At 57.1% G+C, this 26,342-nt stretch carries 18 protein-coding genes and 1 tRNA gene; 3 read left to right on the top strand and 16 right to left on the bottom strand.

Annotation, left to right across the window (positions count from 1 at the left end; all coding sequences use genetic code 11):
* The first annotated feature begins 9 nt into the window (after nucleotides 1-9).
* The gene (locus tag J2741_RS09650) at nucleotides 10-6,105 is read left to right on the top strand and encodes a PKD domain-containing protein (protein WP_209675053.1); all 6,096 of its coding nucleotides are present in this window, start codon (nucleotides 10-12) and stop codon (nucleotides 6,103-6,105) included.
* A 510-nt stretch (nucleotides 6,106-6,615) separates the two neighbouring features.
* Here the strand turns inward: J2741_RS09650 and J2741_RS09645 are convergent.
* From J2741_RS09645 to J2741_RS09605, 9 genes are all read right to left on the bottom strand, one after another.
* Nucleotides 6,616-7,065, bottom strand: coding sequence for a NusA-like transcription termination signal-binding factor (locus J2741_RS09645; RefSeq protein ID WP_209675052.1), 450 nt, complete (start codon nucleotides 7,063-7,065; stop codon nucleotides 6,616-6,618).
* 1 nt (nucleotide 7,066) lies between these two features.
* Nucleotides 7,067-7,357 (bottom strand): 50S ribosomal protein L30e, encoded by a 291-nt coding sequence (locus tag J2741_RS09640; RefSeq protein WP_209675051.1) that lies wholly within the window; start codon nucleotides 7,355-7,357, stop codon nucleotides 7,067-7,069.
* Between the two features lie 12 nt (nucleotides 7,358-7,369).
* Complete coding sequence (rpoA2, locus tag J2741_RS09635; protein ID WP_209675050.1) at nucleotides 7,370-8,533, bottom strand: DNA-directed RNA polymerase subunit A''; 1,164 nt, start codon at nucleotides 8,531-8,533, stop codon at nucleotides 7,370-7,372.
* A gap of 3 nt (nucleotides 8,534-8,536) precedes the next feature.
* Nucleotides 8,537-11,176 (bottom strand): DNA-directed RNA polymerase subunit A', encoded by a 2,640-nt coding sequence (locus J2741_RS09630; protein ID WP_209675049.1) that lies wholly within the window; start codon nucleotides 11,174-11,176, stop codon nucleotides 8,537-8,539.
* Between the two features lie 10 nt (nucleotides 11,177-11,186).
* Entirely contained in the window at nucleotides 11,187-13,001 is a 1,815-nt protein-coding gene (rpoB, locus tag J2741_RS09625) for a DNA-directed RNA polymerase subunit B (protein ID WP_209675048.1), read from the bottom strand.
* The gene (locus tag J2741_RS09620) at nucleotides 12,998-14,557 is read right to left on the bottom strand and encodes a DNA-directed RNA polymerase subunit B'' (RefSeq protein WP_209675633.1); all 1,560 of its coding nucleotides are present in this window, start codon (nucleotides 14,555-14,557) and stop codon (nucleotides 12,998-13,000) included. The genes rpoB and J2741_RS09620 overlap by 4 nt, the downstream gene beginning before the upstream one ends.
* Nucleotides 14,558-14,574: 17 nt before the next feature.
* Nucleotides 14,575-14,826, bottom strand: a complete 252-nt coding sequence (locus J2741_RS09615) for a DNA-directed RNA polymerase subunit H (protein ID WP_209675047.1) — start codon at nucleotides 14,824-14,826, stop codon at nucleotides 14,575-14,577.
* 78 nt (nucleotides 14,827-14,904) lie between these two features.
* Nucleotides 14,905-14,978, bottom strand: a tRNA-Lys gene (locus J2741_RS09610).
* Nucleotides 14,979-15,091: 113 nt separating this feature from the next.
* The gene (locus J2741_RS09605) at nucleotides 15,092-15,583 is read right to left on the bottom strand and encodes a response regulator (protein ID WP_209675046.1); all 492 of its coding nucleotides are present in this window, start codon (nucleotides 15,581-15,583) and stop codon (nucleotides 15,092-15,094) included.
* A 134-nt stretch (nucleotides 15,584-15,717) separates the two neighbouring features.
* On the opposite strand from J2741_RS09605, the gene J2741_RS09600 reads away from it, so the two are divergent.
* On the top strand, nucleotides 15,718-16,863 hold the full coding sequence (locus J2741_RS09600; RefSeq protein ID WP_209675045.1) for a hypothetical protein: 1,146 nt from the start codon (nucleotides 15,718-15,720) through the stop codon (nucleotides 16,861-16,863).
* A 241-nt stretch (nucleotides 16,864-17,104) separates the two neighbouring features.
* On the opposite strand, the gene J2741_RS09595 is transcribed toward J2741_RS09600, so the two are convergent.
* The 6 genes from J2741_RS09595 to J2741_RS09570 all read right to left on the bottom strand — a co-directional run bounded on the left by J2741_RS09595 (nucleotide 17,105) and on the right by J2741_RS09570 (nucleotide 24,160).
* On the bottom strand, nucleotides 17,105-18,694 hold the full coding sequence (locus J2741_RS09595) for an FMN-binding glutamate synthase family protein (RefSeq protein ID WP_209675044.1): 1,590 nt from the start codon (nucleotides 18,692-18,694) through the stop codon (nucleotides 17,105-17,107).
* Nucleotides 18,695-18,895: 201 nt separating this feature from the next.
* Nucleotides 18,896-20,023: a DUF362 domain-containing protein gene (locus J2741_RS09590; protein WP_209675043.1), complete on the bottom strand. Its 1,128-nt coding sequence runs from the start codon at nucleotides 20,021-20,023 to the stop codon at nucleotides 18,896-18,898.
* Nucleotides 20,024-20,101: 78 nt separating this feature from the next.
* Nucleotides 20,102-20,590: a ferritin gene (locus J2741_RS09585; RefSeq protein ID WP_209675042.1), complete on the bottom strand. Its 489-nt coding sequence runs from the start codon at nucleotides 20,588-20,590 to the stop codon at nucleotides 20,102-20,104.
* Nucleotides 20,591-20,688: 98 nt separating this feature from the next.
* Nucleotides 20,689-21,432, bottom strand: coding sequence for a hypothetical protein (locus J2741_RS09580; protein ID WP_209675041.1), 744 nt, complete (start codon nucleotides 21,430-21,432; stop codon nucleotides 20,689-20,691).
* Nucleotides 21,433-21,573: 141 nt separating this feature from the next.
* Complete coding sequence (locus J2741_RS09575) at nucleotides 21,574-21,714, bottom strand: YHS domain-containing protein (protein ID WP_209675040.1); 141 nt, start codon at nucleotides 21,712-21,714, stop codon at nucleotides 21,574-21,576.
* 16 nt (nucleotides 21,715-21,730) lie between these two features.
* On the bottom strand, nucleotides 21,731-24,160 hold the full coding sequence (locus tag J2741_RS09570) for a heavy metal translocating P-type ATPase (RefSeq protein WP_209675039.1): 2,430 nt from the start codon (nucleotides 24,158-24,160) through the stop codon (nucleotides 21,731-21,733).
* A 204-nt stretch (nucleotides 24,161-24,364) separates the two neighbouring features.
* Between J2741_RS09570 and J2741_RS09565 the strand changes: the two genes are divergently transcribed.
* Nucleotides 24,365-24,958, top strand: a complete 594-nt coding sequence (locus J2741_RS09565; protein WP_209675038.1) for a protease inhibitor I42 family protein — start codon at nucleotides 24,365-24,367, stop codon at nucleotides 24,956-24,958.
* 146 nt (nucleotides 24,959-25,104) lie between these two features.
* Here J2741_RS09565 and J2741_RS09560 read toward each other — a convergent pair whose 3' ends face one another.
* Nucleotides 25,105-26,325 carry an SLC13 family permease gene (locus J2741_RS09560; RefSeq protein WP_342452256.1) on the bottom strand — a complete coding sequence of 407 codons (1,221 nt, stop codon included), beginning with the start codon at nucleotides 26,323-26,325 and terminating at the stop codon, nucleotides 25,105-25,107.
* Nucleotides 26,326-26,342: the final 17 nt, after the last annotated feature.

Raw genomic sequence — 26,342 nt, 5'->3', positions numbered from 1 at the left:
CAAAAAATCATGGTGCGCAGTACTTCAGGTGGCCATAGCGGAGGGGACCGGCCGGAAGGGCCGGTTTTTCTTCGGACACACACTATTACCGGTATCGTTCTTCTGACTTTTCTCCTGCTCTTCTGCGGGGTGGTTTCGGCGGATGTCACGCACGTGAATCTCTCGGTATATCCCGGAATCGCAGACCAGGACAATATATGGAACGTTTCGTTTCATATCAACACGGGGATTGTGAACACCACAGACGGGTTCTTCATCACGTTCGACCAGAATCTGACGGCCGATACGTACTTCAACCCGGAATGTATCACCGTGACCTACAACGGGACGTCTGCTCATCCCGACCGGGTTGTCATTATCAATAACCCAAATCCCGATTATCCCCAATACCAGAACGGGACGACCACGGTCAAATTCGACAGTCCGATGGATATTCCGTTCAACAACGATGTTCTGATCACGTTCTCCTGCGGGATTCATAACCTCTGCCCGATCAGCTGCTCGGGGTATCATGTCTGGGCGAATACCGACCAGGAATGCACCCCCGTTATCAGCAACAATGTGTATCTCAGGATACCCGTCACTGCAATATCGGGCACCAACGGAACGGTGGAGTCTCCGGACGGGTTTATCTCTCCTCCCTACCACATCGAGATCTTCGATTGCGGTGAGACCCCTACCTATGTGATCACCCCCAACCTGTTCTTCTCCATAGATGAGGTCGAGGTCGATTCGGTCTCCGTCGTCGGTACCGAGGGGTACGTGCTCTTCCCCGACGGGCATGCGGAATACACGTTCCCGCCGCTCGTCTGTTACCACATCCTCGAGGCGGAGTTCGAGCCGGGTGGCAACATTACAATCAACAAGACTTCAGACCAGGAAATTGTTTCACCGGGAGAGGTGTTTACCTACCATATTTCGTACGGGAATTTACGGCCATTCCCTGCATATGATGCCACAATTATAGATATCCTGCCCGAAGAGCTCGAGTTTGTCTCCGCATCGGGAGGAGGTGTCTTCAACGGGACCGCGGTAATATGGGATCTCGGTGATCTTGACCCCGGAGAGACCGGGATGGTGAACCTCACGGTTGAAGTTGAAGAAGATATCGAGAGTGCGACCATCATCAACTGCGCCACCATCTATGCCGAAGACCTGACTCCGGTGACCTCCTGCACTGAGGTCAGCGTGTACCGACTCGAGCTGGAGAAAGAGAGTTCGGTGATGCAGGCGGTCCCGGGGCAGGAATATGTCTACACCCTGGTGTTCGAGAATCCCGGCGATAACCCCGTCACCAATGTCACTATTACTGACGCGCTCCCGCCCGAACTTATCTTCATCTCAGCCTCGGCAGGGGGTACGTTTGACGGCACCTCCGTAAACTGGACCATCGGCAGCATTCCGGCGATGGGCGTGGGAGAAGTGAACTTTACCGTGCGGGTAAAAGATTCCGTGCAGAGCGGTATCCTGATCCTGAACTGCGGCGTCATCACGTCGGACCAGACCGTGCCGCGCACCGCATGCGTCCTGGTCCCGGTGGTCACTCCTGAGGTCCCCGAACTGACGAAGACCGCGACGACCTCCACAGTGTTCCGGAACGAGACCTTCAGTTACAACATTCATTTCAGGAACCCGAACGTTGCCAGCCTGAGCGATGCGTACATCCTCGATCCGATCCCTTACGGCCTGGAATTCGTATCGGCTTCGGATAACGGAACTCTCGAGGGGCAGACCGTGAACTGGAGCCTTGGGACGTTGTTACCCGGGGAATTCGGTGATCGGACGCTTACCGTCAGGGTTGACGAGGATGCAGAAGAGGGAAACATCACCAACTGCGCCACCATCTACACGGACCAGACGGATCCCGTAGTGAGTTGTGTGGATGTCACGGTAATCGAGATAATCCCTGAACTTGAGAAGACCGCTTCGGTGGGAGAGGTCATGCGAGAGGAATACTTCACCTATACGATCGAGTACGAGAACCCCTCCGGATTCAGCCTCACCGGCGCCACCATCGTCGATACCATCCCAGACACGCTTATGTTCGTGGATGCGACCGGGAACTACACCATTGATGATTCTACCATCACCTGGGATATCGGGACCATAGGACCCTACGGGGAGGGATCCGTGAGTTTCACCGTCGAGACCGAGGAGGATACACCTCTCGGGACGCTCACGAATTGTGCCACTCTCTTCACTGATCAGGCAGAACCCGTGGAAAGCTGCGTCAATGTTACGGTAATCGAAATAATTCCCCAACTGGAAAAGACCGCCTCCGTTGAAAACGTCACCAGGGAACAGACCTTCTCCTACACCATCGAGTATGAGAACCCCTCGGACTTTGACCTGACCGGCGCGTCGCTGGTCGATATCATTCCCGACGGGCTGGAGTTCGTGAGCGCCACCAACCCCTACACCTTTAACGGAACCGCCGTGATCTGGGACCTCGGGACCATCGGGCCCTACGAAGAGGGTAACGTGACTCTCACCGTCGAAGTCGAGCGGGATGCGGAAGACACCATCACCAACTGCGCCACCCTCTTCACCGACCTCACCGAGCCTGTAGAAAGCTGCACCGATGTTCACGTGATGGAGGTCGTGCCCCTGTTGGAGAAGACCGCTTCCGTTGAAAACGTCACCAGGGAACAGACCTTCTCCTACACCATCGAGTATGAGAACCCCTCGGAGTTCAGCCTCACCGGGGCATCGCTGGTCGATATCCTTCCCTACGGTCTGGAGTTCGTAAGCGCGACCGCGCCCTATACCTATAACGGAACCGCCGTCATCTGGAACCTCGGGACCATCGGGCCCTACGAAGAAGGGAGCGTGACCCTCACCGTCGAAGTCGAGCGGGATGCGGAAGACACCATCACCAACTGCGCCACCCTCTTCACCGACCTCTCCGAACCTGTAGAAAGCTGCGCCGATGTTCACGTGATGGAGATCGTGCCCCTGTTGGAGAAAACCGCCTCCGTTGAAAACGTCACCAGGGAACAGACCTTCTCCTACACCATCGAGTATGAGAACCCCTCGGAGTTCAGCCTCACCGGGGCATCGCTGGTCGATATCATCCCCGACGGGCTGGAGTTCGTGAGCGCGACCGACCCCTACACCTTTAACGGTACTGCCGTCATCTGGAACCTCGGGACCATCGGGCCTTACGGAGAAGGAAGCGTGACACTCACCGTCGAGGTCGAGGAAGATGCGGTAGATACCATCACCAACTGCGCCACACTCTTCACCGACCTTTCCGAGCCTGTTGAGAGCTGCACCGATGTTCACGTGATGGTGGTTGAGCCCACGCTGGAGAAGACCGCTTCGGTGGGAGAGGTCATGCGAGAGGAATACTTCACCTATACGATCGAGTACGAGAACCCCTCCGGATTCAGTCTCACGGGAGCGACCATCGTGGATACTATCCCTGACACGCTTATGTTCGTCAACGCCACCGGGGACTATACTCTCGAGAATTCGACCATTACCTGGGATGTCGGGACTATCGGACCCTACGGGGAGGGATCCGTGAGTTTCACCGTCGAGACCGAGGAGGATACACCTCTGGGGACACTCGTGAATTGTGCCACCCTTTACACCGACCAGACCGAGCCGGTTGAAGATTGCGTGAATGTGACGGTTATCGAAATAATTCCCCAACTGGAGAAGACCGCCTCCGTTGAAAACGTCACCAGGGAACAGACCTTCTCCTACACCATCGAGTATGAGAACCCCTCGGACTTCGACCTGACCGGGGCATCGCTGGTCGATATCATTCCCGACGGGCTGGAGTTCGTGAGCGCCACCAACCCCTACACCTTTAACGGGACCGCCGTGATCTGGGACCTCGGGACCATCGGGCCTTATGAAGAAGGAAATGTGACTCTCACCGTCGAGGTCGAGGAAGATGCGGAAGATACCATTACCAACTGCGCCACCCTCTTCACCGACCAGGCAGATCCAGTGGAGAGCTGCACCGACGTTCACGTAATGGAGGTCGTACCTGAACTGGAGAAGACCGCATCCGTTGAAAACGTTACAAGGGAACAGACCTTCTCTTACACCATCGAGTGGGAGAACCCCTCGGACTTCGCCCTGACCGGGGCATCGCTGGTCGATATCATTCCCGACGGGCTGGAGTTCGTGAGCGCCACCAACCCCTACACCTTTAACGGGACCGCCGTGATCTGGGACCTCGGGACCATCGGGCCATATGATGAAGGAAGCGTGACCCTCACCGTCGAGGTCGAGGAAGATGCGGAAGACACCATTACCAACTGCGCCACCCTCTTCACCGACCAGGCAGATCCAGTGGAGAGCTGCACCGACGTTCACGTAATGGAGGTCGTACCTGAACTGGAGAAGACCGCCTCTGTTGAAAACGTCACCAGGGAACAGACATTCTCCTACACCATCGAATGGGAGAACCCCTCGACCTTCGACCTGACCGGGGCGTCACTGGTGGATATTCTGCCTGAATACGTGGAGTTCGTCGATGCCACAGGACCCTTCACCTTCAACGGAACCGCGGTTATCTGGGACCTTGGTACCCTCTCGCCCGACAGCGGAGGTGAGGTTCTCCTGTTTGTCAAGATAGCGACCGATGCTCCCGCCGGCACCATCACCAACTGCGCAACCCTCTTCACCGACCTCTCCGAGCCCGTGGAGAGCTGCACCGACGTTCACGTGATTGAAGTCCTGCCCGAATTGGAGAAGACCGCCTCCGTTGAAAACGTTACACGGGAAGAGACGTTCACCTACACCATCGAATGGGAGAACCCCTCGGACTTCGACCTGACCAATGCATCGCTGGTCGATATCATTCCCGACGGGCTGGAGTTCGTGAGCGCCACCAACCCCTACACCTTTAACGGTACCGCCGTCATCTGGGACCTCGGGACCATCGGACCTTACGAAGAGGGTAACGTGACCCTCACCGTCGAAGTAGAGGAAGATGCGGAAGACACCATCACCAATTGCGCCACCCTCTTCACCGACCAGACGGAGCCCGTGGAGAGCTGCACCGATGTTCACGTGATGGAGGTCGTGCCCGAACTGGAGAAGACCGCATCCGTTGACAACGTTGCACGGGAAGAGACGTTCACCTATACCATCGAGTACGAGAACCCCTCCGGGTTTAGCCTGACCCGGGCGATTATCGTCGATACCATCCCCGACGGACTGGAGTTCGTGAATGCCACAGGTGACTGGACCCTGGAAGATTCGACCGTCACCTGGTATATCGGCACCCTCGGGCCTTACGAAGAAGGTAACGTGACCCTCACCGTCGAGGTCGAGGAAGATGCTCCCGAAGGAATCATCACCAACTGTGCGCTGCTCCTCACCGACGAGACCGAGACCGTGCAGGACTGCACGAACGTGACCGTAGTCGGCTGCGTCCCGGCAGTCGAACTGGAGAAGACTTCATCCCAGCCGGAGGTCGCGCCGGGTGAGTCCTTCGTGTACACGATCGAATACGAGAATTCCTGCTGCGGAAACCTGACCGGCGTGGTCGTCTCCGATCATCTCCCCGATGAGGTGGTGTTCGTGTCGGCGACGCACGGCGGGACCTACGACGGCAACAACGTCACCTGGAGCATCGGGGAAGTTCCGGCCTGCGCCGAGGGAGAACTCGAGATCATCGTCCAGGTCCCCCTGATCATCGTCGACCCGGCGGTGGACAACGTAGTGACGTTCTTCTCCGACCAGGTGACCACCACCACCACCAATACGGTAGTGATCAACCCGGCCAGGATACCCGATCCGCACAAAGTGATCGTGTATCCCCCGGTCGCCAGGTTCGTGGCCATACCGAGGACAGGCGGTTCACCGCTCTCGGTGAAGTTCATGGACTTCTCTACAGGCTCACCAACGGCATGGCTCTGGGACTTTGGTGACAACACCACCTCGCACCTGAGAAACCCGACCCACATCTACACCAACCCGGGAACCTACACGGTAACCCTGACCGCGATGAACGACTGGGGGGCAAATACCGTGATCAAGACAGGTGAGATCAAGGTGGCGGTCCCCAGCCAGACCACTTCAGGAAGCAGTTCCGGATCAAGCATCCTCGACCGGATAAGGCCCCCGTGGTATCACGGGTGACCCCCGGACAAATCTATCTTTTTTTTCCTGCAGCCTTACGGTGAATTTCGAATCACGGGATCGCGTGGAACGATTTGACGCACCACGGGCGGATACACGAATGTATTTACGAAGGTGAGGGGTGTATTTTCTCTCGGTCGTCGCGTATCACCATGCTCAAACTGATCGCATTGACCGGTCCCGGTGATGGTGATCTTTCTTCTACGTGGGGACCATGAATTCCGGCGTCAATACCACCGCTGCCTTCGGAGAGCGCGGTGCCTGCCCTGTGGACGGGAGCGACGATCCTGTTTCGTCAATCCGGGTAAAGACCTGGAATTATTCGGAGTCACGGTTCTACAGGGTCGGGGTTGTCGCGTCTCATTCAGTGAGAATTCTCCCAGGGCGGGACTATCCTGTCAACAACGGGCAAGATCCGACAAGGTCAATTGAATATTCGGATACGAGGTACGCTGATGAAAATTCGATCGGTTGAAATCATTCGTTAATTAGTAAAAAAAAGCGGGAAGGTTAAGAAGCTTCTTCGTTTGAAGTGAGAAGTACGTCTGCAATGTTGTACTGACGCTGGGCGAGCTTCTTCGCCTTGAAAATATTCTTTCCTTCTTTTCCAATCGCGATGCCGCGGTCTTCATCCGCTACGGTGATATATGCCACCTTCTCGTCGTCATTGCCTTCAAGGTCCACGTTAAGGACCTTGGCGGGAAGGAAACAATTCTTCAGGAACTGCTCGGCGTTCGAGGCATACTCGACGACCTCGATCCTCTTGCCCATCACTTCCATCGCTTTCTTGATGGAAGAGCCGGATTTCCCGATAGCGAGTCCCATTTCACCCGGATTGATCACGAAGATTATCCGGTTGTTCCGTTCGTCAATGACGCAGTCCCTGCTCCCTGCACCGGTAAGCCGCTCGAACTGGGAGATCAGGCGCATGCAGTCTTCGGTCAGCACAACTTCTGCCATTTCATGCCCTCTTTAGGCTTAAAATATCTGATTCACCCGGGTCAACGACAGCAAGCGCGCTTACCATGAACGGTTTTCCACTGGCCATCCCGAGCTGGACGCTCGATCCCTCGAAGACATAGACATCGAGTTCTTTGTTTTGGTTGATAATTTCCCTGAATTCCTGGGGGCAATTTTTCGCTACGACCACAAGCTGGGCTTTTTTCTCCCGGATGCTCTTCTCGGTCTCGTTCTGCCCGAGGATCACATTGCCCGTCTTGATGGCCCTGCGCAATGATGCATTAAAGTCCATTTATAATTTCTCCTAGTTCATAGGTTTTGCAATCAGCTTCACATCTCCGGTGCCGAGCTGAATGGGCTGGCCGACGATGACGTTCTCGGTCACACCCGAGAGTTCGTCCACCTCGTTGGCCACCGCGGCATCGAGGAGGTGGTTCACCGTCACTTCGAACGCCGCCCGGGAGAGGACGCTTTCCTTCTCTCCGGCGATCCCGTGCCGCCCGATCTGCTTTACTTCCCCTTCCATGCACATCATATCCGCGACCAGCATGATATGCCGCACGTCAACCATGATACCCTGTTCCGACAGGGTGGAGAGGGCTTCGTAGATGATCGCGTTACGGGCAGCCTCGATCCCCAGCACCTGGGAGATCTCGCTGATGTTGTTGGTGCGGGTCCGGGTGGTGTCCACACCATCAACCTCGAACACGTCTTTAAGGTTGGAGCCCTCGGTATAAAGTATATACTCTCCGCTCTCCTTTCGGACCACCACCCGTTCGATATCGTCGATGCCCTGGACGATCACGTTCCGCACGTGCTCCGCGAGCTGGAACAGGTTCTGGTAGCTCTCCCGGTCCTTCGGGAAGAAGAGAAGGGTCCCCTTCTCCTCGTCCGTCTCGAACTCGAAGTCCCGGTAGTGCCGCCGTTCACGGATCTTCCTCGGCCCGATCTCCATGATTGTCGCGACCGCGATCTTCCGCTTGTCGCAGACCGCCTTGTTCAGCTGGACAAGGATCTGCATGTTCTCCATGTCGATGGTAATATCTCCGAATTCATGGAGGGGTGCGGCCTCGATCTGCCAGCTGACCTCACGCGCCTTGTCGCGGTCCGCCGAAAAGTCGGCCCGCAGATAGATGGTCATGGTGGGGGTGGACGGCTCCTTCCTCGCGTCCATGATCTCGATTAACCGGGGCAGACCCAGGGTAACGTTGATCTCGGCGACACCCGCGTAGTGGAAGGTTCGCAGGGTCATCTGGGTGCCGGGCTCGCCTATCGACTGAGCGGCGATGATCCCCACCGCTTCGCAGGCTTCGATCCTGGTGTTCTGGTATTCTCTGATCACCTGGTCGATGATCTGCCTGAACTGCGCTTCGCTCACCTCTTTTCCTTCGAGATGGGTGCGGAGCTGCTCCTTGGTCTTGACCGGGAGCTCGGCCGACTCGATCAGCTCCTCAAATTCCGGACGCATCTCTTACACCTCCTCTTTGAGGATACTTCCCACGATGCCCTTTACGTCCACCGGGTCCCCGAAACTGCTCTTCATGGGGTCGGTCCCGTCCTCTCCGTACCTGAACTGTATGATCCTCCCTCCCGTGGTCCTGACGGTGCCGTCGTAGGCAACCTTCAGGTCCTGGAGCGCGTTGATCATCCGCCGCTGGAGGTACCCGCTCTGTGATGTACGCACCGCAGTGTCCACCAGCCCTTCACGGCCCCCTATCGCATGGAAGAAGAATTCCGTAGGGTTCAGGCCGCCTTTGTAACTGTGCATGATGAACCCGCGGGCGTCAGCGCCACGGTCGCCTTTTCTGAAATGGGGAAGGGTCCTCTCGTCGTACCCTCGCATGATGCGTTCCCCACGGACCGACTGCTGGCCGACGCACCCCGCCATCTGGGTAAGGTTCAGCATTGAACCCCTGGCACCGCTCACCGCCATCACCACCGCGGAGTTCCCGAGCCCGAGGTGCCGGCCGGCGATCTCACCGGTGCGGTCACGGGCCTTGCCGAGCACCTGCATGATCTGCATCTCCAGGGTCTCTTCAGGCGTCCTTCCCGGCATCGGCTCGAGCTGGCCGTCTTCGTAGATCCGGATCCGGCGCTGGACGTCCATCATTGCGGTATGCAGCACATCGTCGATCTGCCCGTATTCCGTCTTGGAGAGGTCTTCGTCATCGATCCCGAAGGAGAAACCGTCCAGCATGATTCCACGGATTGCGAGCTGGGTGACATCGTCGATGAAGCCCGCGGCACGCTTCATTCCGTACTGCCGGATGATCCGGTGCACGATCTGGCCGTCGAACGCACCCACCGCCTTTTTATCGATGGTGCCGGTGACCAGTTCCCCGTCGATGATCTTCACGTAGGCGTCACGGTCGCAGTCCTCACGCATGCAGGTATCGCAGTTCTGGCAGGAACTCGCCCGGAACACCATGTTCAGTTCCGGGGGAAGGATCGTGGAGAATACCTGCTTGTTGCTCCACATCGGCATACCGTTCTCAGTCCTTCCCGGTTCGGGAAGGTGGTCCACCTCGATCTTCTTCAGGAGATAGAGGGCATCGGTCTTCTCGAACCACCGGAGCTGGTTTGTGAGCATGAAGATGCCTGACACGTGGTCGTGGATCCCACCGATGATGGGGCCCCCGAACCTGGGCGAGAGGATGTTCTCCTCCACTGCGACGAGGATCGCCGCCTCGGCCCGGGCCTCTTCCGTCTGGGGGATGTGGAGGTTCATCTCGTCCCCGTCGAAATCTGCGTTGTAGGGCGGGCATACGGCCGGGTTGAGCCGGAATGTTCTCCCGTCCATGACCTTGACCCGGTGGGCCATGATGCTCATCCGGTGAAGCGACGGCTGCCGGTTGAAGAGCACGATATCGCCGTCACGGATCTGGCGCTCCACGGTCCAGCTTGGTTCGAGCATCTCGGCAACGGTGTCCAGGTTCCCTTCCGCCAGCCGCAGCCTGCGTTTGTCGGGGCGGATCACGTAGTTCGCCCCGCAGGGCTGCTGAAGGCTCGCCCTTACCGGTCCGCAGCGCACCATCTGGCGGAGCTCTTCGATATTGTAGGGGGTGACGTGGACCGGGATGGACATCTCGTTCGCCACCGCGAGGGGAATCCCCACCTCGATCACGCTCAGGTTGGGGTCCGGCGAGATGACCGTACGGGCCGAGAAGTTCACCCTCTTCCCCGAAAGCGATCCGCGGAACCGCCCGTCCTTGCCCTTGAGCCTCTGGGAGAGGGTCTTTAACGGCCTTCCGCTCCGGTGCCTGGCCGGCGGGCATCCCGCGACCTCGTTGTCCAGATAGGTAGTCACGTGATACTGGAGCAGTTCCCACAGGTCCTCGATGATCAGCTGGGGTGCCCCCGCGTCCTGGTTCTCCTTGAACCGCTGGTTGATCCTGATGATGTCCACAAGTTTATGGGTGAGATCGTCCTCGGACCGCTGCCCGTTCTCGAGAATGATCGAGGGGCGCATGGTGACCGGCGGGACCGGCAGTACAGTGAGGATGGTCCATTCGGGACGTGCCACATCGGGATTTATCCCAAGGTGGCGGAGGTCCTCGTCGGGGATCTTCTCCAGCCGCGCCCGGATATCGGCCGGGGTGAGCTTGTGCTCCACCTTCTTGCCCTCTTCCAGAAGCACCTCCGAGAAAGTGGTGGGCTTCTCGAAGTTGATCTTCAGCTGCTGCTCCCCGCAGTGGGGGCAGACCCGCTCCTTCTTGATATCCTTCTCGGAGAGCACGTCACCGGTCAGGTCGTCCTCGGTCCCCACGACCTTCTCGATCTCCTCCATGGAGAGGAGCAGGCGGCTGCAACTCCGGCAGGTCACCCTGAGCAGTTTCCGTATCAGCCGGGTATAGCCGACGTGGATCACGGGCTTCGCGAGCTCGATATGCCCGAAATGCCCGGGGCACTCGCTCGCCTTCTGGTCGCAGGTCTTGCACCGAAGCCCGGGATCGATCACTCCCAGGTGGAGGTCCATTAACCCCTGGGGATACGGGAACCCGTCGTCGTCATAGGTATCGGCCCAGATGACTTTCCTGACGCTCATGGTCCTGATCTCCTTCGGGGAGAGCAGGCCGAATTCTATTTTTCCTATTCTCTTTGGACTGGGCATGATAACCTCCTTACACCACGTCCTCCAGCTTCAGCCGGGGGGCAATTCCCATGCTCTTCATCTCGTCGAGCAGCAGCTTGAACGCGTACGACATCTCCACCGAGTAGATGTCGGTCTCGCTGCCGCAGGCAAGACACCGGGTGGTATTTGACTTCCGGTCGAGCATGGCCACCATACCGCAGTGGGCGCACACGTACTCCTGTACCTTGTCCGATTCATCGAGCAGGCGCTCTTTCAATGCCATGGCGGCGCCGTGACCGATCATCACGTCGCGCTCCATCTCACCGAACCGGAGACCTCCTTCACGGGCACGACCCTCGGTCGGCTGCCGGGTGAGCACCTGCACCGGTCCCCGGGACCGGGCATGCATCTTGGACGAGACCATGTGGTAGAGTTTCTGGTAGTAGATCACGCCGACATAGATATCGGCCTTGAACCTGCGCCCGGTAAACCCGTCGTACATGACTTCGCGCCCGGAGTGAGCGAAACCGAGACGTTTCAGGGACTCGCGGAGGTCGGTCTCCAGTTCTCCCGAGAACGCGGTCCCGTTGATCCTTCTGCCCTCGAGAGAGCCGACCTTTCCGCCGATCATCTCAAGCATGTGGCCGATGGTCATCCGGCTGGGAATCGCGTGGGGGTTGATCACCAGGTCGGGCGAGATTCCCGACTCGGTGAAGGGCATGTCCTCCTGGGAGGCGATCAGTCCGATAACCCCCTTCTGTCCGTGCCGGGAGGCGAACTTGTCTCCCACCTCGGGGACCCTGAGGTCTCTGGTCCGTACTTTCACCAGGCGGGAGCTGTTCTCGCCCTCGGTGATGATCACGGTATCCACGATGCCGTGCTCGTTGCTCCTCATGGTCACCGAGGTGTCTCTTCGCTTCTCCACGGTGATCAGGTCGCTCGTGGGTTCTTCCAGAAACCTGGGCGGAGAGGTCTTTCCGATCAGCACGTCCTTCTCCTGGACCACCGTCTCGGGGTTGATAACCCCGTCGTCGTCCAGGTTCTTGTAGGCCTCGGAGCCGTGCGCTCCCACGACCTCCTCGTCGGGGATCTCGATCCGGTCCACCTGGCCGCCGGGGTAACGTCGCTCCTCACCCTCGTAGGTCCGGAAAAAGTGCGATCTCCCCAGGCCGCGGTCGATCGAGGCCTTGTTGAAGATGAGCGCATCCTCGATGTTGTACCCTTCGAACGAGAGGATCGCGACCACGAAGTTCTGGCCCGCGGGCCGGTCGTCCGACCCGATCAGGTCGGAAGTCTGGGTGTGCACCAGTGGTTTTTGCACGTAATGGAGCAGGTGGTTCCTGGTGTCGGGACGCAGTTTCATGTTTGCGGCCCCGAATCCGAGCGCCTGCTTGACCATCCCTGCACCCATGGTGACACGCGGACTCGCGTTGTGCTCCGGGAACGGGACATGTGCCGCGCCGATACCCAGGATCAGGGAGGGGTCGATCTCCAGATGGGTATGGTCGGGGGAGATGTCTTCGGGATTGATCGCGATAAGGAGATCCTCCTCCTCTTCCGCGTCGATCAACTCGATCATCCCCTTCTGGATGAAGTAATTGAAATCTGTCTCTTTTTTACGGAGTTTCTCGAGGTCTTCATTGCCCACGACGGGTTTTCCGTTCTGCAGCACCACCAGGGGGCGGCGGGCGCGTCCCCGGTCGGTGTGGATGATCACGTCGTTGTTGAACTCCTTGTAGGAGACATTTACCTCCGTGGAGATCCCGCCCTGGCGGCGCATCGCCCTGATGTTCCCCACGAGGGACCGCGGGTCGTCCACCAGCCCGATCAGGGCACCGTCGACGAACACTCTTGCCTGTCTCATCTCATGCCTCCCTTGATGGGTTCAACCCCGATGGAATAGAGCATCCTGGTGACCTCGTCCTCGTCGGGAACCCCCTTGCTGATCTCGACCATCTGGGCGAAATTTTTCACCAGGCCACAGTTCGGTCCTTCGGGCGTCTCGCTCGGGCAGATCCGGCCCCACTGGGTGGGGTGCAGGTCACGAGCCTCGAAATGGGGCTGTGACCGCGAAAGCGGAGAGATAACTCTCCGCAGGTGGGAGAGCACACTCATGTGGTCGATCCGGTCCAGGAGCTGGGAAACCCCCGTCCTTCCCCCGACCCAGTTGCCGGTCGCGAGGGGGTGGAGGAGCCGTTCGGTCAGGACGTCCGCCCTTACCGCGGTCCCGATGGAGAGATCGCGGTGCCGCATGCTGGCCCGCTCGAGCTGGTACTTGATATCCCTGGTCAGCCGGTTCAGCGAGATACGGAAGAGATCCTCCATCAGGTCGCCGGCGAGTTTGAGCCTCTTGTTGGAGTAGTGGTCCTTATCGTCGATTCTCCGTCTCTCAAGGACGAGATCGAAACAGGCCTCCGCCATCCTCCCGAGGAAGTGCGCCTTCGCGAGCCTTACGCTCTCAACCGCCTCGCGGTATCCTTCGTCCTCCTCTTTTAAGCCCGCGGGCATGAGGTAGTTCAGGTGAGGGAGGAGGTAGTTGTCAAGCACGAATTCGGACCGCTTGCGCTGGTAGTCCCTCGTCTGGTTGGGGGCCAGTTTCTTCCCCACGTACATGATCCCGTCCTCAATGGAGTCGCACTCGCTCTCCTCCAGGTTCTGCATCATGAAGGTAAGGATGTCCTCGTCGGTCGAAACCCCGTTCACCACGTCGTGGTCGCTCTCCATTCCGAGCGCTCTCATGAGGTCGACGAATTTAAGGTGGCCGGCAACGGACGGGAACGATACCTCGAGCAGGTTCTTCCGGTTCCTTTCCACCACTACCAGTGCCCGGTAGCCCCGGTACTGGGAAAAGACCTTGGCCACGTAGATCCGTTCGTTATACCGCTCGGTATACTCGGTCATGATCTTGTTCGAGGCCAGGTCCTCAAGGGTCATCAGGACCCGTTCCGTTCCGTTCACGATGAAGTAGCCGCCGGCGTCGTAGGGGTCCTCCCCGTGCAGAACCCGTTCGTCGTCGCTCATCCCATAGAGATTGCATGCTGCCGACCCCACCATGATGGGTAACTGCCCGATGGTGGTGATCACCGGCTCCTGACGGTCTTCTCCCTGTACAAGGGTGAGCCCGAGCTGGATCGGCGCCGCATAGGTAAGGTTTCGGAGCCTTGCCTCACTCGGGAAGAGATCTCCCTGTGAACCGTCCGCCTCCCTGACGAGCGGTTTCTTCACCTCCACCTTTCCCAGTTCCACCCAGACCGGCTCGTTGCTCCGTCCCCGGATCTCGATATCGGTCTCGATAACCCGCTGCTCGTTCACCACTTTCTGAAGGTTCTGGGTCAGGAAGTTGTTGAACGAGTCCAGCTGGTGGCGCGCCACGTGTTCGCGCGAAAAATATGCCTTAGATAGAATGCTACGGTCAATCAGATGTACCAGCTCCGCGTTTATTTCTTCGGTCGCTTGATAACAAGTCTGTACGATTCGGCCCTGCCGGCAGTATGACTGTCCCGGATGATCCTGATGACTTCACCGACCTTCGCCCCGATGGTCTTCACTGCAGGATCGTCATGATAAATTTTTGGTAATTGCTCGGTAGTAATAGTGTAGGAAGAGAGGAGGCCGTTCACCTCATCCTCAGTCATGATTTTATGATCCGGCACCATTACGTGTTCCAACACATTCAGTTTGGTGCTCACTTAAAAACCCCCATCAATTATTCTACAAGTTTTTTTCAGATGCATCACCGGTGAAAAACCACGTCTGTACCGCGGTAGCGGGCCCGGAGGGATTTGAACCCCCGACCACCTGGTTAAAAGCCAGGCGCTCTACCTAACTGAGCTACGGACCCACCCAGAAGTACAACACAGCATTATTACAATACAAGAAAAGTATTTAAAAGTATTTATAGGTCTGACCACAGGACCATCGTGGTCCTTCCCGGCTCCCGTTTGCCGGATCCTTTCAGTCACGCGAGCCCCCATCCCGGGAAGCATCACCGGCGAGCGAGACGACGTCCCCCGGCCACGGCACGAGGAGATCCGGGTCGTTGTCGTCCTGGACCGATGCAGGAGCCCTCGTTCTTTTAATCGCCTTCTCTATCGCCTCAATGAGGTCCCGGGTATTGATGGGCTTGGCGAGGACCGCATCGACGCGCCAGTGACACTCCTCCGCTTCGTGCTCCAGGAACTTCCTTGCCGAGAATATGATTGCCGGAGTGTCGGCTATCGAGGGGTCGGTGCGCACCCGTTCGAGCGTCTTCCATCCGTCGAGAGGTTGCATGGAGATGTCGAGCAACATCACATCGACCTCGGTCGATTTCAGGATCTGCAACGCCTCCTCCCCGCCCCTGCAGGGAATCGGGAAATACTCCTTTCTTTTCAGGATTTCTGTGAGCCCTTCGACGATGTAGGCGTTATCGTCCACGACCAGAACCCTGCCTTTCACCCCTGACACTCCCGCTCCCCTGTACAGTGTTCGAGGGTATTCCCGAAATGTCTTTTCCTTCACGCGCCCAGCCTCAAACCGAATTTCTTTATCTCTTCGGGTATCTTTTTAACCAAAAAGAATAAATACTTACCAGGAATTCCATGGGAGAACTCACCAGCTGGCTTAAACAAAACCGTTCACTTCTCCAGCCTACACGGCTGCATGCCGCCAGCGCCGTGAGACACATGAACAAGATCGAGCGCAAAAGATTGTTTTCTCCCGAGATAGAACAGATGCGCACCGCAGAAGGACGCTGGTACGAGGCCATCGCCTACGAGATGTTCGTTGAACTCACGGCACGGACTGACGTGATCAAGTATCTCGCGCTCAAGGGTGCCGACGCACCCTGCGGCCGGAAAAATATCCAGCTCGGACAGAACGGCCTTTATTATTCCCGTTGCGGGGATATCACCATCAGAGGAAACGGGCAGGACCTCGCGGAGTTCGATCTCCTCATGGTGGACTGGCAGGACAGGGTCGCCTTCGCTGAGGTGGTCACCTCAGCCTCGGACATGAAGGAGTTCGAGAGGGAGATCGCGTACAAAAAGCAGTTGCTCGGGTATCTTTTCGACCAGCAGAGCGTCCCATTCCTGTTGGTCTCATCGTTCGACGTGAGTAATTACGCGGTAGGTAAGCGGCTCCTCAAAGCCCCCGACAATATCAATATCAGGACCGCATCCTGCGAGGAGATCAAGGGACTGTTGCGGAGGGACGACGCGAGGAGGGTGCCGAACAGGCCTCCGGAAGCGCATGCAAAAATGATCAGTGCCACGAGCATCCGGGTGAAACGTCCATTTAATTACCAGAAATATCACGACTGGGAGCGTAACAGGGTCTTTAAGCACGTCGCCGAAGAGGTCGACGTGAAAGGAACAAAAACCCCGGAAGAGACCTCGAGGCTGGTCAAGAAGATCCTGTACGGAGGTCTTTATCCCTCGGCCATCAGGAACCTCTGCCAGGACCGGGCGCTCTCCATCAAAGGGCGGCAGCTCGACTTCGAAAATCTCATGAGCCAGTATTCAAAGGTTATCCTTGCAACAGATCTTCCTGATTACGAACCTCTGGTCTATCTCCGGTCCCGCCAGAAGAGGGAATACCTGAAGATGGTGCAGGACAAAGACGGTAATTTTAAGTTTGAACGAAAAACCCCCTCAAAAGTCGGTTTTTTCCTGTGGCTTGAGTCCATAAGCCCGAGCCTCGGAGCCCGGATAACCGGAAAGATCCTCGACGCGTTTTCCCCTCGCTGATATTCAGTATTCTATTCGTATCGTTCGCGCAGGAGAGGAAGTTGCTCCGGGATTTTGAATTGCCCCCATTACCTCTGCGTTATCCGGTTGAAATCATTCTTAAAAGCATTGGTTTTTTTGTCAGGGGATTTTAGAAAAGTTACACGACTAATCGGGGAAAAGTCTTCATCCCGGGGTTATTTTTGACAAAAAGGAGGGGGGAACCCCTCCCGGTGTCGTATCGGTAACTCCGGTCCGTGGATTAATCCAACAGCACCGTGAGCGCGTCGTCCGCGTAGGCATCCATCACGTAGGGGATGCCGGAGATGCGGGATGCGTCCTCGGTGAGTGCCATCAGGTCGTTCCTCGAGATGGAGGACAGGGAGAAGTTCCTGCTGCCGGCCATGATCTGCTGGAGGCCGGTCCTGAACTTCTGGGCATAGGTGTAAATGCCGATTGCACCCATGGGGATCTCCTTGAACTTGGACCCGTACTTCTCTTTGAGCTCTTCCCAGGTGACGAAGATCTCTTCCGGCACACTTCCGTACTTGGAAACGGTCTTCGGGAGTTCCCCGTTCTTGATCCATTTCTCGATGTTCTTGCCGACCATACCGGGGATCATCAGACCGCGGCCCATACAAACCGCTTTCACGTAGGGATCACCCATTGCAAGCGCTTTGAACACATTGGGCTCGTCCGAGAAGCCTCCCGCCATCGCCAGGTCGGGTACCCTCATTCCCCTGCGCTTGAGCAGTTCCGCATATTCGTAGGCCAGGGACTGGATATAGAAGGTAGGGATACCCCACTCGTTCATCATCGGCCAGGGGCTCATTCCGGTTCCGCCGGGGGCACCGTCGATGGTGAGCAGGTCAATCTTTGCCTCCGAGCAGTAACGGATTGCCATCGCGAGTTCGACTGCGGAGTACGCTCCGGTCTTGAGGGTCACTCTCTTGAACCCGATGCCCCTTAACCTGTCGACCTCCTCCAGGAAGCCTTCCTTGGACACGAACCCGAGACGGGAATGCCGCTCGAACTCCTTGATTGCTCCCTGTTTGAATGCGGCCTGCATGTCGGGCCGGGTGGGATCGGGGAGAACGATATATCCTCTCTTTTTCAGTTCCTGGGCGCGGTCCAGCGAACGCACCTTGATCTCGCCACCGATACACTTGGCTCCCTGGCCCCACTTGAGTTCGATGGTCTCGAGGTTGTGCTTTGAAGAAACGTATTCAGCCGTGCCAAGACGGGTGTCTTCCACGTTCATCTGGACCAGCATCTCGCCGTAGCCTTCCCAGAATTTCTTGTAGATGTCGATCCTCCGGTCCATCTCGGGCGATTTCGTTACTTTGCCGTTGTTGTCCAGGACAAGGCCGGGGTCGATCCCGCACACGTTTTCTCCGCAGACGATGGTGATACCCGAGATTGCCGCACCGATGGCGAAGTGCTCCCAGTTTATACGGGCAATGTCGGTGGAACCAAGTGCACCGGTGAAGATGGGCAGGCGCATCTTGACCTTCTTGTCCCACCCGTACTCGGTCTCGGTGTCCACGGAATAAAAGACGGCAGTGTCAGGCCCGATATCGGTCCCCTCGGGGAGCCCTTTCGCACCTACCGCGTATCCCTGGATATTCAGGTGTGAGTAGTCCACCGGGTAATTCTTGTCCGCTCCGGCGGTTATCTCTCCAAAAGGTCCCGGATAGAGTACTTCTCTCCCTCTGAACGTGGAAAGCCATATTTCACAGCTCCCCTTGCATCCGTCCAGGCACCTGGTACAGATCCCGGACATGGGAGCCACATCACGCGAACGGTTTGCGGTGCCGGTCGCTTCATTGGCATTTGGCTGTCGAAGATTCATTGATTCTCTCCTTTGCTCTAAAATTGACCTCAATAAAATATCGAAGTCCGTTTGAGCGGGAATTGCTCAAACACAACATAGTTTTATATTTCTCTCGCTTATAAGCGCTTGCCTTCCCCCATTTTATAAACCTTTCTATCATGCAATAGGCGGCGGAATATTCGACCCCCAAACAGAAAAAAAACAAATAAACCGCCAGGTTTACAGTCTTACCAGGCGGTAGTCCGAAGATCCAAGCCCGAGTTTTTCGGCATACGCGATCTGCCGGCAGGCATCGGTCTGCGCTCTCATCCCCCTGAACTTATCGGCACCTTCCTCCAGGTTCCTCGAAAGATAGGGACCTTCGATCCCGCGGCTGGCATTCACCAGGTCGAAACTTGCTGCATCGATCGCCACCGGGTCACGCGAGGCGAGAATCCCGATATCGGGGACGATTGCGGCATCGCTCCAGGGCACGCAGTCGCAGTCAGGGGTTATGTCTATGAGGAAGTTCATGAAGCCGAGCCTGCCCGTCTTGTTGTGCACTGCACCCAGGGCGTATTCGACCATCCTTTCGATGAACAGAGGGATCTCCGTGGTCCAGTCCACGTCGATGGCGTCTTCCGGGCAGACAGTCATGCATTCGAAGCACCCGATACAATCCTCCGTTCGTATGCGGGACACCCCTGCATCCAGGTCGATTGCATGCCTCGGGCATACCGCGATGCACCTTCCGCAGCCTACGCAATGTCCTTCGACGTTCATCGGCCTCGCCGAATGCTGGTGTTGCTTGCCTGCCCGGGGGGCGCAGCCCATCGCCAGGTTCTTGATCGCTCCGCCGAAACCCGCCACCTCGTGCCCTTTGAAATGTGAGAGCACCACCATAGACGGGGCCTCTGCGATATCGGCAGATATGAGGACGGAGGTGAAGTGATTTCCCTCGACCCGGACCCTGCGGTGGTTCTTCCCCGTCAGCCCGTCTGCGATGATAAGAGGGGCGCCCGCCACCGAATAGCAGAAGCCGTGTTCGATGGCGGTAATCAGGTGATCAACCGCATTGGACCTGCTCCCCCGGTAAAGGGTGTTTGAATCGGTGAGGAACGGGCGCCCCCCCGATTGTTTTACCTTGTCCACCACCTGCCTGACGAACACCGGGTTGATATACGAATCGTTACCCCACTCCCCGAAATGGAGCTTGATTGCCGTGGGAGCCGAATTCGCGATAACCGCGGGAAAACCCGCCCGGTCGAAGAGATTCCTGATCTGCCCGATCGTGTTTTCTCCCGGGGCCCGTGCCCTGATATCGGCAAAAAATACTTCGGATGGTGCATCCCCGAAACGTTCAGACATTTTTATCAATGCTCTCTCCCGGAACATGCCGGGATTTGCCCAAAAAACCGTATTCTTCCCGCGGTAACAAAAAAGAAGTTATTCTCTCTTACCGAGCTCGTGGTCCAGGCAGAAGAGGTGGCCGATCCGCTCACCGATCATCTTGATCTTCGCCACTATCTCGCTGGCGTTCGCTTCTTCCTCGACCTGCTCTTTCACGAACCATTGGAGCATGTTCTGGGTTGCATAGTCCTTCTCCTTCACGGCGAGGTCCATGAGATTGTTGATCATACCGGTGACCTTCTGTTCGTGGGCGTAAACCTCCTCGAATGCATCGAGCGGAGACTTCCATGAAGTCTTCGGGGCATCGATCTTGGTCAGTTTCACGGTACCCTGGGCCTCAATGATGTAATCGTAGAACTTCATCCCGTGGGCTTTTTCCTCTTCCGCCTGTATTCTCAACCATTTTGCAAAGCCCTTCATGGGTATTTCTTCAAAATACGCCGACATGGAAAGGTAGAGATACGATGAATATAACTCGGCATTCAACTGTTTATTCAAGGCATCTTCGACACTCTTTTTCAACATAGTACAATCTCCTTTACGCAACCGTATGTATCTTGTTTTCTTTTAATAATTTCGTAACAGTGTTTTTCCGGTGAGAAGAAAAGAGAGAGAATTTCTTTTCATGCCGCCACTATCGCGGATGAATTCCGGTCGAACGGATTGGTCCTCATCGCCAGTGAGAAGAGGTACGGGTAATTGTTCTTCAGGTACCTCATATAGGCGACCCACTGCCCACCCAGGTTCCGGTAGACCCGGTTTATGTCCCCCTCCAGGTGCGTCAGGTCAGTTGCGGGAAGCCCGACAAGACGCTCTCTCCGTTCCAGTTCCTCGGTGAGGTGAAACACCGCCCTGAGCAGTTCGGTGAAGGTCTGGTGTTCGAGCAGGACCGGATTTTCGAGCAGGCGGAGCAGGAAATCCCGGTGTTCGTGCAGGAAGGCATGTAATGCCTGGAGATCGACTCTTCCTGCGTCGGTCCGGTACTGGTACTTCCCCAGGCTCTCGGCCAGGTGCCGGAAATCATCCTCCGACCAGTCACTCCGGACGAGGAGCATCGAACGGACCCGGTCGAGATCCGGGTCACAGTCCGAGAGGTACATCAGCAGGTTGGTCCCCACCTCGGAGAAGAACGTACCGATAACCATGTTCAGCTTCTCAAGCCGTTCTCTCTTCGCCCGGATGCTCAGCAGTTCGTTCAGGATCAGGGTCACGAACAGGACGTTGATGGGCAGGAATCCCAGCGCATTGAAGACGTAATAGTAGGTATTTTCGGGATCTCCCAGCACCAGGAATTTTACCATGTAGATCGACAGGGACGCCAGGACAAGGATAATCCCGAGCCTGACCTGCCAGCGTAGCTGAATCATCGAAAAACCGAGAAGATCATCCCCTCCCGGGCAAAAATACCTATCGTAACCGATTGAACGGAAGACACCCGGTTCCAGCCCGGTGATGATGTTCTGATACGGGCAGGGAGCCCGGGAAAAGGGTGTGAAGAAGTTTGGAGGTCAGAGGTACTTCTTCGGGTCCTTTTCGAACTGCTTCTTGCACCCCGGAGCGCAGAAGTAGTAGGTCTTTCCCTGGTACTCCGACTTGAACTTCGCGGTCTTTTCGTCTACTTCCATTTTGCATACCGGATCTACGGCCATTTCAGCATACGCCTCGTCACCTACCTTTCCTGGCCGGAGGTATATACTTTTTGAGCAGGAGGGAGAGCGAGATCACTGTCACCGAGCTGATCGCCATCGCCAGTGCGGCGAGCTCCGGTTTGAACGTGTACCCGGTGAAGGGATAGAGGGCCCCTGCCGCGACCGGGATCAGGGCGGTGTTGTAGGCGAATGCCCAGAATATATTTTGTTTAATCCTTGTCATCACCTTCCTTGAGAGCTGGATCCCCGCCACCGCATCGAGAGGATCGTCCTTGATCAGGACGAGATCACCGGTCTCTATGGCGACGTCCGTCCCGCTCCCGATGGCGATGCCTACGTCCGACTGTGCCAGGGCGGGGGCGTCATTGATACCGTCGCCCACGAACGCCACCACCTCTCCCTTCTGCTGGAGACGCTTCACCTCGTTCGCCTTGTCCTGGGGCAGTACCTGCGCGATCACCCTGTCGATCCCAATCTGGCGTGCAATGGCCGAGGCGGTCTTTTCATTGTCCCCGGTGATCATGGCGACCCGGATCTTCATCTTCGCGAGCCCGTCTACAGCCTCCCTGCTGTGGTCTTTAAGGATGTCCGAGATCCCGATGATTCCCGCGACCATCCCGGCCACCGCGATTATAATCCCTGTCTTGCCATCTTTCTCGAGCGACACGAGCGACGCATCCGTGCCGGCCGGAAGCGGTATCCCCTTCTCTGCAAGCAGTGCCCTGTTCCCGATCAGGACCTCCTCGCCGAGCACCTCCGCCCTGACTCCCAGCCCGGCGAGGGTGTCGAAGCGCACGCTCTCATGGAGCGGGAGCCCCTGTTCCTTCGCCGCACGTACGACCGCCTCCGCCAGGGGGTGACCGGAGTTCCTCTCCACGCTCGCCGCGAGCGCAAGGAGCGTTCCCTTATCCATCCCTTCCGGGATAATATCGGTTATTTCCGGTTTTCCCCGGGTGAGTGTCCCGGTCTTGTCGAAAAGAACGGTGGTAAGCCGGTCCGCCACCTCCAGCGCCTCCCCGTTCTTTACCAGTATGCCCAGCTCAGCACCTCTCCCTACTCCTACGGTTACCGCGGTCGGTGTGGCAAGCCCGAGCGCACAGGGGCAGGCGACCACCAGCACCGAGATCAGGGCGGTGAGTGCAAAGAGAAGGGTCTGCCCGGCGACGAAGTACCATATGAGAAACGCACCGACCGCGATTATCAGCACCGTGGGGATGAAATAGGTCACCGCGACGTCCGCGATCCGCTGAACCGGCGGGCGTGAACCCTGCGCCTCCTCGACGAGGGCGATGATCTGCGCAAGCACAGTATCCTTTCCCACCCTTTCGGCCCGGAACGTGAGCACGCTATTGGTGTTCAGGGTCCCTCCCACAACCTTGGAACCTTTCTTCTTTGCGGCCGGAACAGGTTCTCCGGTTATCATGGACTCGTCGACATAACTCTCACCGGCGATGACTTCCCCGTCCACCGGCACCTTCTCTCCCGGGTGGACGAGAATCCGGTCCCCCACCTGGACGTCCTCGACCGGAACTTCCCGCTCTCCCTCGTCGGAGATCACTGTTGCAGTCTTCGGGCGTAACCCGATGAGCTTTTTAATCGCCTCAGAGGTCCGCCCTTTCGCCCGGGCCTCGAGATATCTCCCCAGCATGAGGAACGATGCCAGCATGACCGCCGTATCGTAAAATATGAACTCCGTGGTGAGCACGATACCGAACGTGCCCATCACGCTCGCCACGTAGGCGACACCGGTACCCATCGCGTACATCACGTCCATGTTCAGGGTCCGGTTCTTCAGTGCGGTCCATGCCGCCCGGAATATGGGGGATGCCACGTAGACGAAGACCGGCGTCGCCACCAGGAGTTCTGCATAGGCCAAAGCCTGCATCGATATGGGGAGGGACACGTACATCAGGAGGAAGAGGGGGATGCTGACGGCAAACCCGATCGTGAACCGGCGGAACTTTCCGGAAAGGTCTTTTGCCCTCGCCTTTTCTTCCGCCTCCTGGGTGAGGAGATCAGCGAGCCCGAGGTACTGGTATCCTGCCGACTCTATGGCATCCTTCATATCTTCGAGGCTCGTGAGCGACGAGTTGTAGGCTACATACGCCTTCTCGGTGGAGAGGTTCACGTTCGCCCTGATAACCCCCGGAAGAGCCCGGAGGGCCTCTTCGATGGTCTGGACGCAGGTCGCGCAGACCATTCCGCCCACCTTTATGGTCGCTTCTTCGTAGAGCACTTCGTACCCCGATTCACGGACCGCATCCTCGATCTGCGAAAGAGTGACTTTGCCGGGATCGAAGGTCACGCTGGCGGTATCGGTCCCGAAGTTGACACTCGCATCCGTACCTTCTTCGAGCCCTTTCACCGCTTTTTCAACGGTGATGGCACATGTCGCGCAGTGCATTCCCGAAATCTTGAGATCGACCTTCTTTTTTTCCTCCGCCATGTCATATCATCATCCGGACATTACCCGCCTTTATTCCTTCTTTTTCATAAACTCCTTAATCCTTAATTATTGCGCAATACCGGGGTATCATGGACAGATCCGGCTGAACCGGAACAAGGAGTATTGTGAACCGGATCCATCAGTATAATTAATCAGGGGTAGACCGGAGAACGATACTCACCGGAACTAGGGAGCAGGATTCAGATGAAGAGAAGTGCAATATTCCTGATGGCCGGCCTGCTGGTGCTGGGATCGCTTTTCGTCTCCGCTGCAGCCGCAGACCTGCAGGGGGTCGGACTTGAGACCCGGAACAGCATGACCGTCTCGCAGGGCGCGACGATCACGGTAACACTCAGTGAAAACCCGTCGACCGGGTACAGCTGGGTGATGAACGCAACGAGCGGGCTGAAACTCGTAGATGATACCTATACTAAACTCGAGAACGATCGTTTCGGTGCAGAGGGACAACACGAATGGGTCTACCTGGCAGCCGCACCCGGCCTCCAGGAAGTTCGTGGTGAGTATAAGAGGCCCTTCGAGGAGGGAGTCGCCAGGAATTACCTGCTCACCGTCCTTGTCGTTGAAAAGCCGGATTCCGGGAGCGGCTATATCTATATTCCCCCGACTTCCGTACCGACCGTCACTCCCACGGTGACACCCACCCCGGTATCCCCTTCCTTCCAGGACCATGGGTCGTCCGCGGCAGAACTGATAAAAAAGTTCCAGAGCAACGAGAAGAAGATCACGTTTCCGGTAATGCGGCCGTCAACCTGGCCGTTCATCATTTTCCACACATGATTGTTCAGGTCACGATGATCGGCGAGTGCCGGCCATTGGCACCAGAGGACGGATAGGGCGTGACGTCGTTTTCAAAGGGGGAATCGGCTCGACTCCTCCAATACAGGGTTTTTCCAGGAAAGTGAACTTTTTTCATCCATTCCCGTTCATGAGAAGAGCAGGAGGAAGATCACGTATACCACCCCGGAAAGGGCAGTGAGGGGGATTCCCAGCCGCAGGAATTCCCAGAATGAAAGTTCTATCCCATGACGTTCGGCGCTCTGGATCACAATCACGTTGCTCGCCGCCCCGAGGATCGTGAGGGTCCCTGCGAGGGTGCTCCCCGCTGCGAGCGCAAGGATCTGGGCGGTGGGAAGTCCTGCCCCGGCGATGAGGGGGTAGAAGAGCGCCACGAAGGGAACATTCGAGACCAGCTGGCTCACCAGGACGCTCGAACAGAATATTGCGGGTATCCCGGTAATTGTCCCCGAAGTGAGGAACTGCTGGATGATACCCGACAGGTACACACTCTCCATGAGGATAAACATCGACACAAAAAAGACGAGGGTGCCCCAGTCTATCGAAGCGAGGATCCTGAACCGTTTCCCTGATCCCAGGAGGACGGGGAGGGCCGCAACGACCGCGATGAGCGAGAGGGGGAATGTAAACGGAAATATCCCGAATCCTGCCAGTATATTCATTCCTGACAGGCCGAAGACAAGAAGCAGCGAGATCTTTGCCAGCCGGGCAAGAGCCGGGTCTATTATTTCGGGGATCGAAATCTGCACCTGTTCCTCCGGGGATGAGAACCGGTACAGGCGGCCCAGGAGAAGGTAGGCGATAACCAGGCTGATAAGGGTGGGAATGGCGAGATATACCGCGAACGTTACGAAGGGATTGGCAAATCCCGCATAACTCGCCACCAGGACATTCTGCGGGTTCCCAATGGGGCTCGGTATGCTGCCAATGGTAATTGCGGTGCAGAGTGCGAGGAGTGTCCCCTTCGGGGAGACCCCGAACGTCCCGGCAAGGGCGAGGACCAGGGGGGTCCCGATGACGGCGATCGTGTCGTTCATCAGCACCGCAGAGAAAAAGCCAAGCCCGAACAGGATAAACAGGATCAGCTGGTTTCCCGTGCGGGCGTGCCTGAAAATACTATAGGCGATGGCGGAGAGAGATCCGCTCTCAACAAGCGCCCCGCCCACTACGAACATCCCGAACAGGAAGATCATAACTTCCGGGTTGATGGAAGCGAGCGCTTCGACCGGACTGATCTGTCCTGTGATCAGGACTATCACTGCCCCGAAGAGCATGATCTGCCATATCCTGAACCGGTATCTTCCCACCTGCCTGATCGCGATGAGAAGAAATACCAGCCCGAGAACCACGACCGGGATGTACGTGA

This window comes from Methanolinea mesophila, from assembly GCF_017873855.1.
Taxonomy (GTDB): Archaea; Halobacteriota; Methanomicrobia; order Methanomicrobiales; family Methanospirillaceae; genus Methanolinea_B; species Methanolinea_B mesophila.
The sequence above is the reverse complement of the archived record's forward strand: the minus strand, read 5'-3'. Positions and strand labels throughout refer to the sequence as shown.

Coding starts and splice junctions, on each gene's coding strand:
- J2741_RS09570 (WP_209675039.1), bottom strand. CDS start 24,160: ATGGCGGAGGAAAAAAAGAAGGTCGATCTCAAGATTTCGGGAATGCAC.
- J2741_RS09575 (WP_209675040.1), bottom strand. CDS start 21,714: ATGGCCGTAGATCCGGTATGCAAAATGGAAGTAGACGAAAAGACCGCG.
- J2741_RS09600 (WP_209675045.1), top strand. CDS start 15,718: ATGGGAGAACTCACCAGCTGGCTTAAACAAAACCGTTCACTTCTCCAG.
- rpoA2 (WP_209675050.1), bottom strand. CDS start 8,533: ATGCGTCCGGAATTTGAGGAGCTGATCGAGTCGGCCGAGCTCCCGGTC.
- J2741_RS09565 (WP_209675038.1), top strand. CDS start 24,365: ATGAAGAGAAGTGCAATATTCCTGATGGCCGGCCTGCTGGTGCTGGGA.
- J2741_RS09630 (WP_209675049.1), bottom strand. CDS start 11,176: ATGCCCAGTCCAAAGAGAATAGGAAAAATAGAATTCGGCCTGCTCTCC.
- J2741_RS09585 (WP_209675042.1), bottom strand. CDS start 20,590: ATGTTGAAAAAGAGTGTCGAAGATGCCTTGAATAAACAGTTGAATGCC.
- J2741_RS09650 (WP_209675053.1), top strand. CDS start 10: ATGGTGCGCAGTACTTCAGGTGGCCATAGCGGAGGGGACCGGCCGGAA.
- J2741_RS09590 (WP_209675043.1), bottom strand. CDS start 20,023: ATGTCTGAACGTTTCGGGGATGCACCATCCGAAGTATTTTTTGCCGAT.
- J2741_RS09640 (WP_209675051.1), bottom strand. CDS start 7,357: ATGGACTTTAATGCATCATTGCGCAGGGCCATCAAGACGGGCAATGTG.
- J2741_RS09645 (WP_209675052.1), bottom strand. CDS start 7,065: ATGGCAGAAGTTGTGCTGACCGAAGACTGCATGCGCCTGATCTCCCAG.
- J2741_RS09595 (WP_209675044.1), bottom strand. CDS start 18,694: ATGAATCTTCGACAGCCAAATGCCAATGAAGCGACCGGCACCGCAAAC.
- rpoB (WP_209675048.1), bottom strand. CDS start 13,001: ATGAGACAGGCAAGAGTGTTCGTCGACGGTGCCCTGATCGGGCTGGTG.
- J2741_RS09580 (WP_209675041.1), bottom strand. CDS start 21,432: ATGATTCAGCTACGCTGGCAGGTCAGGCTCGGGATTATCCTTGTCCTG.